The 11,710-nt window shown below is 42.9% G+C and carries 10 protein-coding genes; 6 read left to right on the top strand and 4 right to left on the bottom strand.

Annotated elements, in window-relative coordinates; all coding sequences use genetic code 11:
• The first annotated feature begins 100 nt into the window (after positions 1–100).
• The 5 genes from AC04MM_RS05945 (at position 101) to mtgA (ending at position 6,507) form a co-directional block, all read left to right on the top strand.
• On the top strand, positions 101–3,283 hold the full coding sequence (locus AC04MM_RS05945) for a hypothetical protein (protein WP_475379412.1): 3,183 nt from the start codon (positions 101–103) through the stop codon (positions 3,281–3,283).
• Between the two features lie 154 nt (positions 3,284–3,437).
• Positions 3,438–4,016 carry a hypothetical protein gene (locus tag AC04MM_RS05940; RefSeq protein WP_475379411.1) on the top strand — a complete coding sequence of 193 codons (579 nt, stop codon included), beginning with the start codon at positions 3,438–3,440 and terminating at the stop codon, positions 4,014–4,016.
• Positions 4,017–4,039: 23 nt separating this feature from the next.
• Positions 4,040–4,621: a phosphatase PAP2 family protein gene (locus AC04MM_RS05935; RefSeq protein WP_475379410.1), complete on the top strand. Its 582-nt coding sequence runs from the start codon at positions 4,040–4,042 to the stop codon at positions 4,619–4,621.
• A complete protein-coding gene (locus AC04MM_RS05930; RefSeq protein ID WP_475379409.1) occupies positions 4,618–5,586 on the top strand; it encodes an NAD-dependent epimerase/dehydratase family protein in 969 nt (322 codons plus the stop codon). The genes AC04MM_RS05935 and AC04MM_RS05930 overlap by 4 nt, the downstream gene beginning before the upstream one ends.
• 18 nt (positions 5,587–5,604) lie before the next feature.
• Positions 5,605–6,507: a monofunctional biosynthetic peptidoglycan transglycosylase gene (mtgA, locus tag AC04MM_RS05925; RefSeq protein WP_475379408.1), complete on the top strand. Its 903-nt coding sequence runs from the start codon at positions 5,605–5,607 to the stop codon at positions 6,505–6,507.
• Here the strand turns inward: mtgA and AC04MM_RS05920 are convergent.
• Both AC04MM_RS05920 and AC04MM_RS05915 read right to left on the bottom strand, forming a co-directional pair.
• A complete protein-coding gene (locus tag AC04MM_RS05920) occupies positions 6,504–7,244 on the bottom strand; it encodes an ABC transporter permease (protein ID WP_475379407.1) in 741 nt (246 codons plus the stop codon). The genes mtgA and AC04MM_RS05920 overlap by 4 nt on opposite strands.
• 3 nt (positions 7,245–7,247) lie before the next feature.
• The gene (locus AC04MM_RS05915; protein ID WP_475379406.1) at positions 7,248–8,168 is read right to left on the bottom strand and encodes an ABC transporter ATP-binding protein; all 921 of its coding nucleotides are present in this window, start codon (positions 8,166–8,168) and stop codon (positions 7,248–7,250) included.
• Positions 8,169–8,331: 163 nt separating this feature from the next.
• On the opposite strand from AC04MM_RS05915, the gene AC04MM_RS05910 reads away from it, so the two are divergent.
• Entirely contained in the window at positions 8,332–8,676 is a 345-nt protein-coding gene (locus AC04MM_RS05910) for a hypothetical protein (RefSeq protein WP_475379405.1), read from the top strand.
• Positions 8,677–8,716: 40 nt separating this feature from the next.
• Here AC04MM_RS05910 and typA read toward each other — a convergent pair whose 3' ends face one another.
• Both typA and dusB read right to left on the bottom strand, forming a co-directional pair.
• Positions 8,717–10,537, bottom strand: a complete 1,821-nt coding sequence (typA, locus tag AC04MM_RS05905; protein WP_475379404.1) for a translational GTPase TypA — start codon at positions 10,535–10,537, stop codon at positions 8,717–8,719.
• 63 nt (positions 10,538–10,600) lie between these two features.
• Complete coding sequence (gene dusB / locus AC04MM_RS05900) at positions 10,601–11,671, bottom strand: tRNA dihydrouridine synthase DusB (RefSeq protein WP_475379403.1); 1,071 nt, start codon at positions 11,669–11,671, stop codon at positions 10,601–10,603.
• Between the last annotated feature and the right edge of the window lie 39 nt (positions 11,672–11,710).

Here is an 11,710-nt window from a genome sequence, read left to right as displayed (position 1 = left end):
AAATGTCACTTCTCACCCTGATACAATTCTTTGCCTATTTAATCCGATCTGGCGAGCAAGTGGTTTGCTCTATATCTGGTATAGAAGGAGCCTTATCAAAATGAGACACTTAAACCTACTAGTACAGTCTTTAGTTTTATTGACCTCGTTGGCTACCTTCGCGCAAGGCGAACCGATCTTACAACCGGGTAATGCAAATGTGCGCATGACCATCAACGGCCAGCAGGTTAATCCTGCCGAAGTTAATAAATACAACATCGAATCGCAGCCCTATAACAAATTACTGATGACTTCTGATTTCAGCGAGCGTGTAAAAGTTGAGGTAGATAAAGGCGATATGCCGCATTCTAACCCAAGCTTTTTCAGCCGTTTACGCCAAGAGATCAACAAAGTTGAAATGGAAGAAGCCAAGAAAAACCAGGGCGAAGGCACCGCCCATGTCTTACGTCACGTTAAAGCTAATTTCGCTCCGGACAGCATCACTTTTGCAATCGCCGGCGGCTTAGTTTATTTCACCCAGTTACAATTAGTTACGAAATCAGATCCGGCACTAATGGTAAAACATATCGAATCTCTTAAAGATCCTATCGCGCATATTTCATTTGGTGCGTTTATGGTGGCTAACGGTATTTATATCGACATGAAAACGCGTGGCTTAGATCCGTTAACAAAGCAATTAGCCATGAAAACGCTTACATATAAAGGTTTAGCTGTCGGTTCATTCGCATCAAGCTTAACAGCCGATATATTAGTTACTTTGAAAGAGTGCACAAAAGGCTGGATCAACAATAAAAACGATGCCCAGGCACACGCTGCCTGTGACTACTCTTACAAGCAGTGGACATTCAGAAATAAATTCGTTCAGTACGCCCCGCAAATTCTATCACTTTTAGCTGCGCAAAAAGCTTCTGAAGTTGTTGAAGGCGCTGCTAAAGTCGGTGGTCGCTTTTTAAAACCAGGCGTTAAATCCTTAGAATCAATGACCGTTAAAATTTTCAGACTATCAGCAGCTAACATCGACTTGTTATTTGTTGGTGGCGGTTGGACCGTTAAAGCAATCCGTTGGATCGGTAAATTAACTAAGTTTACCATGTTCTTGGCGGTCGACCACTACGTAGCACCGCACATTACCCGTGTTGGTAATAACTTAATTCAGCCGGTATTTTTTGATTTTGATGCACTGGCCATCAATAAATATATCTGGCGCGGTAATGAGTATGGCTGGGATGCTAAAAAAGCCAATGCAGCTGACTACTCTTTCGATAAGTTCCCGAAAGAAATCTACAACTTTACCGAACGTATGGCCGCATGGCGTATGCACTTAAACGCTAAAGCTGAAGCTGATCTTGCCGGCTGGTTAGAAGTGACATCTAAATTACTTCACCAGATTGACTATGCGAAAAACTTTTACTTAAAGTACATCGAAAATCTTTACGACCTGTACAACCGTCAGCACTTAGTGAATCAAGGTGAATTTAAGGATGCTCCAGACCGTGCCTGGGCATTGGAGAGACGTTACCCGCTAAGAATTTTACCATTATACGGCGTCAAGAGCGGTCACGATTACGGTGATGTTCCTGAAAATGATATTTACTTAACTAAACCTTTTGATATCGAACCCTACCAGAGTGCGATGGTAAAAAAAGTTGCGATTTCTTTTTACCCTGACATCGGAGTTTCGTTTGGCTTAAGCGGCAAACACTTAGAAGAAGTTAAAGCATTAATTGCGCCCCTACGCGGTAACTTAACACCATACCAGCAAGGCGTTATCTTAGATAAAATTAATCAGCGCTACAAAAACATTCCGCGTCCGCCGATGCCAACACGTGGTGGTATGATCGTGGAAGATACCAATAAGCCAATCCGTCGTGCACTTTGGGCATTTAAGTCAGCGTTGGGTGATCCGAAGCCGCAATTAAAAGAAGGCAGCGGGTTTAACATGGCTTTTGATACTTATATCGCCCACTACCAAGCGGGCCGTGAAGCCGATTTTGATTTAAAAGACGAAAATTACAAGTTTAACAAACCGTCAGATTTAATGATGTACCAAATGATCTGCGGCGACAGCCAGGCCAAAATCGAAGAAGGCACTTTCTCTGGAATCAACTTCTTAGCGCCCCGTCTTACCAGCTACACAGGCGAACTTAAATTCTGTAAAGACACCTGGATCATGAAAAACGTTAAGTCAGATTCAATGCACAACTGGACGATCGAGTACGGCGGTAAAACGTATGAAAATCCGACTCGCTTTATTATGTCGCGTATGTACGGCCATTTATTAGGTAACTGGCGTGATTTCGATAAAATGGATAAAGGTCAGGGTTTTGACCGCTGGTGGGTAACAAGTATTTTACCTAGCTTACAAACTCAGTTAAAAAAATTAGATGAACGCTATAGCAAAGTCGTAGAAGATGCTGACCGCCAGATCAACGACCATAAAAAATGGTATGATAGGGCTATCGACGCGACTTTTAACGGCAGTTACTACCTGGATAAAAATGTTGGTGATAACTTACGCTTTGAGTTTGAAGTGTATTACAACATCTTAAAAACCGTTTTATTGAATGAAAAAAGCACTTCGAAAAGATGGTCAGATCACTTGTATGATGTGCATGCGCGTTCAATCGAAAGACGAAACGTGATTCCGCAGGTTTCATCTGAGGCCTCAGCCCAGCGCTTAAAACAAAGATACAAATGGTTATTCCGCTTTATGAAGGATGTGCCGGCTGAAGAGATCACGAACCTGGATGAATTTTCTGAAAGACTATTATTACCGGCCCGCGAAAAGTTAAAACTGGTACGCGAGTCGCACTTAAAAACACCGCAACAATGGGTGAAAAATGCGAAATTGCTAAAAAATGTTTTAACGCTTGAAGTAAGTTTAAACGCTTTAACCAAAGAGTTAAATGTGATCCGCATGCAAGAATTTGAAATGAACTTCAAAAACTTCATGGCGCTGATCAAACAGAAAAATTTAAAATTTGACGATATGATCGCGGCAAAAGAAAGATTATTTAAGTCTAACACAATCGTGCTTGGTGGCTTTAAACAAATGGCCGAACTTGTGGGTGCTGAAAACCTACCAACAGAAGTGCAGACGGTTCTGGCCGTGGCCAACGGTTTAGAGGCCCTGGAAATCGAAGTTAACCGCTATCTGATGATGAAAGTAAAATTAACTGACCGCCTAGAGATCGATATGTCACAGTTAAATAACTTTTTAAAGCACCGATCTTTGGCTCCACAGCAAAGACAGGGCGCTAAACCGCACCAAACCGGAGGCTAACAGAATTGTCTAAGCCCTTTACACAGACGCCGCGATTGGTGTTTTAACTGTCTCAGGATGAGAAAAAACCGCCTGCAAACCGGTTAAAAACGATTTAAGCAGGCATTGAAATTGAAAATAACTTTTAACGAAGAATTATAAACGGAGACTTTTTATGAAAAAACTAGTTATCTTAACAATCTTAGTTGTTTCAAATATTGCTTTAGCTCAGGTAAAAGCCAGAGAGGCAACTAAGCCATTAACTTTAGAGCAAGCACGCCGTGTAAATATCGAGCGTAAAGAAACTAAAGAGTATATGGAAGCTGCCAGAAAAGGAAAAGTAAGTGCTCCGATCAAAGCGGCGTTAGTAAAGCTATTAGCAGATGCTACGGCCAAAATCGGTGGTGTTGACTCGACAAACTTAGAATCACTAGCCTCTACCCGCCCGGAAGTCTTAGATAAAGTCACTCAATTAATCAGCATTTCTAAAACCGGCACGCCGGAACAAAAATTTAAAGCTGCAACAGATTTAAAAATCCTAAGCGAAGCTTCTAAATACACTTTAACTAAGGAAAACGTCGAAGTTTTAGAAAAAGTAACTGAAATGTCTGATTACAATGAAGCTGCTAAACAGTTTAAAGCTGAGTTAATCAAGACTTTAAGACTGGGTAAAGCTAAGTCTATCGAAGAGGCTATCAAAATCGCCTCTAACGGTAAAATCACTTTAGAAAAAATTAAGGAATGCATCATCTAATAAATTCATGTAGTCTTTAAGACATGATTGAATGGCTATCAAATTTAGAAAAATCGATTTTGTACTGGATTAACCAAACAGCATCGAATTCTACGTTTGATAGCTTTTTTCCGTTTTATACCGACCTTCACAAAGTGAAGTGGTTCATTATTCCCGCAGTCTTAATTCTGCTTTTTTACTTTATCAAAAATTTTCGCAGGTCCGGCGTTAGTTATTTTATCTTTTTACTTTTAGGCCTTGCTGTCAGCGATTTTACCGGTAAAAACATCAAAGATTATTTTAACCGCCCGCGTCCGTTTACCCAGGCCGAACTCGGTGTAACGCAAAAAAGTCCGGCCGGCGAAGGTCATAGCTTTTTTTCCAACCACACATCTAACATGTTCACCTTTGCCACCTATACCGCGCAGTTTTTTCCGCAAGGTAAAGCAGTTTTCTTCGCTTTCGCTGTACTGACCGGATATTCGCGCATGTATAATGGGGTTCATTACCCTTCAGATGTTTTAGCTGGCGCGCTGCTGGGCTTGCTGATCGGCTGGTTGACTGGCCGGCTGGCCAAAAAAATTGTTTACCGAATACATCTTGCACACCTGGAGACCAAAGAATGAAAGCCATCATTACCGGAGCTAACGGATTTTTAGGATCATGGTTATGTAAACGCCTGTTAGAAGAAGGGCATGACGTAACCGCACTGGTGCGCAAAAGCAGCGATTTAAGTGAAATCGAGCATCTTAAACTTAAATACGAGTACGGCGATGTAACCGACAAAGCTTCGTTACAAACTGCGTTTAAAAACAAAGACTATGTTTTTCACCTGGCCGGTGTGATCGCCTACAAAACCGCTGATCGCCCGCTCATGGACAAAGTAAACATCGGCGGCACGCAAAACGTTGTCGACGTGTTAGCTGAGCAACAGCAGGCTAAATTATTAAATCTTTCTTCGGTGGTCGCGGTTGGCGCCAGCTTTAAACCGGTGGTGTTAACAGAAGAATCGCCGTACACCATTCACGATCTGAATTTAGGTTATTTTGAAACCAAACATGCCGCCGAAAAAATCGTTACAGCTGCCGCACGGAAAAATTTAATTCACGCCGTAAGTGTAAACCCGAGCACCATCTATGGTTTCGGCGACGCCAAAAAAGGCAGCCGTAAAACGCAGGTTAAGGTCGCGCGCGGACAGTTTCCGTTCTACACCGGTGGCGGAGTGAATGTCGTCGCGGCAGAAGATGTCGTCGAAGGAATCTTACAGGCCACCGTTAAAGGTCGTAACGGAGAGCGCTATTTGCTGTGCTCTGAAAATATGACTATCAAAGATTTATTTACAAAAATCGCCGGCTTTGCAGGTGTTCGTCCGCCGAAAATTTTTATGCCGTTTCCGCTGTTAAAACTGATCGGTAAAATCGGTGATTTAACCGGCTCCGGTTTATCAGTTGAAAATGCCTATACCGCTTCAATGTACCACTGGTTTAGCTGTGATAAGGCCAAAAAAGAACTTGGCTTTAGTCCGAGACCGTCTGATATTGCCATCGAAAATAGTGTACGATGGATGAAAGACCACGGTTATTTAAACTAATCCGTAGTAATAAATTACATGAAATTTTTGTTATATAGTTTTCTTTTTGTAGTGATGGTAGCGGCATCAGCGGCGGGTTATGTTTATCTGCAGATCCCCTCTGAACAAACCATCAAAGGCTGTTTTAAAACATCGATGTACGGTATAGACCTGTGTCCGAGCGATAAAACAACATATGTGCCGCTAAAAAAAATTTCTACTCATTTACAGCGCGCGATTATATTAACCGAAGATTCGGCCTTTTATTCGCACCGGGGTTTTGATGAAGAAGGCCTTACCCGCTGTTACGAAAAGCTTAAAGAGACCCACAAAATCACCTGCGGTGGCTCGACAATCTCGCAGCAGCTGGCTAAAAATCTGTTTCTGTACAAAGATAAAACCTTCGTGCGCAAAGGTTTAGAAGCACTGATCACCATTAAGTTGGAAAAAACCCTGAGCAAAAAAGAAATCCTCGAACGCTATCTGAATGTTGTGCAGTTCGGTAAAGATATTTACGGCATCAAACAAGCTGCAAAATACTACTTTAAAAAGCACCCTTCTGAATTAGACGTGGTTGAATCTGCTTTCTTAGCTATGGTATTACCTAACCCAGAAAAATATTCAAAAAGTTACTACCGCAAAGATCTAACAAAATTTGCACGCAAAAGAATTTCTGGTATCGTGCGCGATATGCACCGCTACAAAATGCTCAGTGATGATGACTATTTTATGGCTATGGGAAAACTCGAGTATTTTTTAACGGCCGGACACCAGGAAATCGATACTGATCCGACCGCTTTAAGTTCTGATGAATTAAATGCCATGATTGATGAAGGCTCAGAAGCTGCGGCAGCTGCCACGGCTCTGCCGCCAGTTGATGCACGTTCGGCCGAAGCAGCGCCCGTTCTTGAGGAAGAAACCGCACAGCCAAGCGAAAACTAATTAACTAATTTTTTCTTAAATAAGTGTAAGCCGATCACGCTGAACAATACGACGTACAGTAACAAAACGGCGATATGCACTAAATCCAGTAAACCGATTGTTTTATACAGCACCGATCGCACCAGACTTACCGCGTGTGCCAGCGGAAAAATATATGCAATCGTTTTCATATAGTACGGGATTTCATCTAAAGAAAAATACGTACCGCTGATCATTGACAGGGGAACAATCACTCCTGAAGTCGAAAACACAAAGCTATCGTAGTTTTTAGCAATTGCGATCATAATCATCCCGAACGAAGCAAACACCAGGCTCAGTAAAAACAATACCGGCGCGATCACAAAAAACTTCGGGTTAAATAAACCAAACAGCGAAGATATTAAAAACACTCCCAGTACGCCTAAAAAACCCTTGGTTGCAGCCCACAGCATTTCACCGAAAAAGATCTGCTTGGTCGAAACCGGTGTCAGCAACATGGCATCGTAGGTTTTCTGGTGCGTCAGTTTTGTGTAGTTCGGATATGTTGATTCGAAGTAGGCCACCATCATCGCCGTCGTACACAAGAGTCCGGCAAAGTAAAATTGCAGAAACGACATACCTTCGATCGAGGCAATATAATGCCCAAAGCCAAAACCGAATGCGCCCAGAAACATCAACGGTTCTAAGGTAGTCCAGAAAAGTGAGACAATAAAAGTTTTTCTGAAGAATAGAAAATTGCGCAGCCAAACATTATACATCGTTTAGCTCTTTTCTCGGATCTGATATCCGGCCAGTTTTAAAAATACATCGTTTAAGTTGGCCGCACGGACATAATAATGCGTGTTCTGCACATGGTTGATAAATTTTTGTTTCTCTTCAACCGTCTGAAAAAAGATAAATAAATTTTCTTCGTACTCCTGGTAACGGAGTCCGGCTTGTTCGACGCGGTTAAGCCAGTAACCCTTTTCGCTGCCCACTTCAAGCTCGATCACTTCAGCACCCACATGTTTTTCGATCAGTTCTTTAGCAGTACCCTGGTCTAAAATTACGCCATGATCGATCATGATAATGCGGTCACATAAACGCTCGGCTTCTTCCATGTAGTGAGTTGTTAAAACCAGAGTGGTGTTATTGGCTTTTAAGCGTTCAAAATAATTCCAGATCCATAACCGCGCCTGCGGATCTAAGCCCGTGGTCGGCTCATCCATCAGAATGAATTGCGGTTTATGAATTAACGCCCGGGCAATCGCCAGACGACGTTTCATCCCACCGCTTAAGGCTTCGACCCGTTTATGCTTAAATTCAGCCAACTTCATCTCAGCCAGTAAATGTTCAGCCTGTGCCTGGGCCAGATCGCTGTCCATATTATGGTAGCGGCCAAAAAGTAATAAATTTTCAATCGCCGAAAAATCGGTATCTAAGCAGTCATCTTGTGGGACGACGCCGATGCGTGAACGGATTTGGGTAATATCGTTTTTGGTATTTAAGCCCAACACCAGCAATTCTCCCGAAGTCGGAAGCACCTGCCCGTAAATCATTTTGATGGTTGTACTTTTACCAGCACCGTTAGGACCAAGAATTCCGACACATTCGCCGGGCTTAATATCAAAAGAAATGCCGTTTACGACCGGAATACCATCGTAGGTCTTTTTTAGGTTAATCGCGTTGAGTGCTAAAGACATGCAAGCATCATAGCAGTGGATAAACCTAACAACAAATATAGCCCCTACCTAAGTCGTGCCGTCCGGGTCAACCCGACAGCAACGCAGCTTAGCTTTATCTTCTATTGGATTTTTGCTTAACTTACCGTGCTTAGTTTAATGACGTCTTAGCAAAGGGATAAAAATGAAATCTTTTTTAGCAATAGCTCTACTATTTTCAGCAAATACATTTGCCGCCGAATTGCATTTATCTGCCGGCGAAAGCGCAACCATCTTTGCCAACACCAGAACAACTGTCACCTGTAACGATGGTACTTCTGGCAACCAGTGCCAGGAGAAAATCAATGGCTTAAAAACGCTGGTCGAAGCCTGTGAAAATAACTTCACCCCGGCAAACTGCATGGATAAATACTGGCCCTCGTTTAAACAACAAAACCCCAACTGTGTATCAAAAGCACTTTTATACTGCATCGACCGCTGTTCAGAAAACTACACTCCCGCAGTCTGCGCTGAACGCTGCAACAGATAAAAATAAAAAACCCGGCTGTTACGCCGGGTTTAGTTTAAGACTAATCTTTATTCTTAGGTGGTTTTGGACGTTTGTGCGGATCTAATTCACGACAACGTAAACGGATGTTTTTCGGAGTAACTTCGATAAGCTCAGAATCTTTAATCCATTCCATCGCTTTTTCTAACGTCATCGGTTTAACCGGGATTAAACGGATTGCTTCATCGGCACCCGATGCACGCACGTTCGTTAATTTTTTCTCTTCGCAGATATTAACGATCATGTCGTTATCTTTAGCGTTTTCACCAACGATCATACCTTCGTAAACATCCTGACCAGGTTGTACGAACATCACGCCGCGCTCTTGTTTAAACCAGATCGCATAAGCTGTGGTAACACCTTTACGGTCAGCGATCATCGCGCCGTTAAGACGAGAAGTGATCTCTCCGCGGTAGTCATCCCAACCATCGAAATTCGTATTTAATAAACCTGTACCGCGAGTATCAGTTAAGAATTCAGATCTGTAACCGATTAAACCACGTGAAGGAATACGGAATTCTAAACGTGTACGGCCCGAACCTTTTTGAACCATGTTCGTCATTACACCCTTACGCATACCCAGTTTTTCAGTAACAGCCCCTACGAAAGCATCTTCGATATCGATTACCGCGTGCTCCATTGGTTCAAGCTTTTTGCCGTTTTCTTCTTTAAAGACAACTGTTGGTTTAGAAACTAATAATTCGAAACCTTCGCGGCGCATTTGTTCAATCAATACACCTAATTGTAACTCACCACGGCCAACAACTTTGAAAGCATCTGTCGCGTTTGTCTTTTCTAAACGTAAAGCAACGTTGTGTAGTAATTCTTTTTCTAAACGCTCTAAGATTTTACGTGAAGTAACGTTTTTACCTTCCATGCCGGCAAATGGGCCGTTGTTGACAGAGAAGATCATACCAACTGTAGGCTCATCAACTTTAATACGTGGCATAGGGCGAGGATCAACCGCTGACGTGATGGTGTCACCAATCGTGAAGTCTTCAAGACCCGCAACGATAGCGATATCACCGGCGCCGATTTCCTGAACCGGAATCTGCGAATTTACGTGGTAAGAGAATAACGCCGAAACTTTAACTTTCTTCTGACCGTTTTCTTGAACGCACATCACATCGTCACCGACTTTGATTGTACCAGCGCGAACACGGCCGATCGCTAAACGACCAACGTACTCATTGTAACCAATGTTAGAAACCATGATTTGTAACGGTTCATCTTCTTTGATTTTTGGAGGCGGAACTAAGTTAACGATAGCATCGTATAAGCACTCTAACGAGTTTGTCTTAACGTTTGGATCAAGAGTCGCCATACCTTCACGGGCAATCGTATAGATGGTGTGGAAGTCACATTGTTCTTCGTTGGCATCTAAATCGATGAATAAGTCGAAGATTTCGTTGTGAACTTCTTGGATACGAGAGTCAGGACGGTCGATCTTGTTGATACAAACCATTACTTTTAAATTTTGCTCTAACGCTTTTTTCAAAACGAAACGAGTTTGCGGAAGTGGACCTTCAGAGGCATCGCAAAGTAAGATCGCGCCATCAACCATGTTAAGCACGCGCTCAACTTCTCCACCGAAGTCACTATGGCCCGGAGTATCTACGATATTGATTTTAATATCTTTGTAAGTGAACGACGCATTTTTTGCAGCGATCGTGATACCACGTTCTTTTTCAAGATCCATAGAATCCATCAGACGTTCTTCAACGGCTTGATTTTCACGGAATGTACCCGCTTGTTTGATTAAGTGGTCAACCAGTGTAGTTTTACCGTGGTCGACGTGCGCGATAATCGCGATATTTCTAATTTTCTTTGGATCTTGAACCATGTGTTTCCTTACGTTGTTATAAAATAAAATTAAGCGAGCTTAACGGCTTGCGCGGGATTAACGTTACCCGTGGCCACCCATAAGGAATTCCTCATGCGACGTATCTTCTTGCTCGAAGTCTGAAATTGACCGAAAAAAGCCTAATGCGCAAGTCAGAACTTCGTCATTGCTCTTAAGCTGGAAAATGTCTTTTCTAAACTGAGCCGCCCCTGGATATCCAGTCGAAAACCAAGAAGCAAACTTTTTAAGCTGGATATTCATGATATGCTCTGAACAGTGTGACTGTAAAGCCACATGCAGGTCCTGAAATATACCGTGATAATTGCGTTTAAGGTCCGAACGCACGGGTTCATTCTTCCATAAGCTTAAGGCATCAGCAAAAATCAGTGGGTTTTTAAGGGCACCGCGACCGATGAGCACGCCATCACAACCAGTTTCTTTAAGGCGCTTAACTGCCGCCTGCGGGGTTAAGATATCGCCGTTCCCCAATAAAGGAATTTTTGTTTTAGCTTTTAGATCGGCGATAAAATCCCAGTCAGCCAGTCCCGAATAACCTTGGGCACGGGTACGCCCGTGAATCGCTACCCAAGTAATGCCTTCATCATGGGCTAAGTTACACACATCTAGTGCATTACGCTGGGTCTGATCCCAGCCCGTTCTGATTTTTATCGTCACCGGGATTTTTACGGCCTTAACACAAGAACTTAAAACCTTTTGCATGGTTACAAGATCTTTCATCATGGCCGAGCCAGCACCTTTTTTTACAACTTTAGGAACCGGACAGCCGAAGTTAAGATCTACGAAATCCGCACCCAGTGATTCGGCCACCTGTGCCCCTTTGGCAATTGTTTCCGCATCTTCACCAAATAGCTGAATGCCGATCGGGCGCTGGGTTTCATCATAGCTCATTAACTGCATGGTGCGTTCAGATTTATACTCAATCCCTGTCGCTGAAACGAGCTCTGTCACGACTACCGAAGCGTCGAGCTTTTTCATAAAACTACGGAACGCATGGTCAGTAATGCCGGCCATAGGGGCCAGCACGAAAGGGTTTTTCTTTAGCGCATCTAAAGGGTGAATACGGCTTACGCCTAAGTTATTAAGACTATTGGTATTTGTTGAGGTCGCTGACATTTAAAAATGGTTATGCCCGGGATCAATTTTACGGTCAAG

It is taken from the genome of Bdellovibrio sp. SBM16 (genome assembly GCF_056175625.1).
Note: the sequence above shows the minus strand (reverse complement) of the source record. Positions and strands in the feature narration are given on the sequence as shown.

Coding starts and splice junctions, on each gene's coding strand:
- AC04MM_RS05945 (WP_475379412.1), top strand. CDS start 101: ATGAGACACTTAAACCTACTAGTACAGTCTTTAGTTTTATTGACCTCG.
- AC04MM_RS05940 (WP_475379411.1), top strand. CDS start 3,438: ATGAAAAAACTAGTTATCTTAACAATCTTAGTTGTTTCAAATATTGCT.
- AC04MM_RS05935 (WP_475379410.1), top strand. CDS start 4,040: ATGATTGAATGGCTATCAAATTTAGAAAAATCGATTTTGTACTGGATT.
- AC04MM_RS05930 (WP_475379409.1), top strand. CDS start 4,618: ATGAAAGCCATCATTACCGGAGCTAACGGATTTTTAGGATCATGGTTA.
- mtgA (WP_475379408.1), top strand. CDS start 5,605: ATGAAATTTTTGTTATATAGTTTTCTTTTTGTAGTGATGGTAGCGGCA.
- AC04MM_RS05920 (WP_475379407.1), bottom strand. CDS start 7,244: ATGTATAATGTTTGGCTGCGCAATTTTCTATTCTTCAGAAAAACTTTT.
- AC04MM_RS05915 (WP_475379406.1), bottom strand. CDS start 8,168: ATGTCTTTAGCACTCAACGCGATTAACCTAAAAAAGACCTACGATGGT.
- AC04MM_RS05910 (WP_475379405.1), top strand. CDS start 8,332: ATGAAATCTTTTTTAGCAATAGCTCTACTATTTTCAGCAAATACATTT.
- typA (WP_475379404.1), bottom strand. CDS start 10,537: ATGGTTCAAGATCCAAAGAAAATTAGAAATATCGCGATTATCGCGCAC.
- dusB (WP_475379403.1), bottom strand. CDS start 11,671: ATGTCAGCGACCTCAACAAATACCAATAGTCTTAATAACTTAGGCGTA.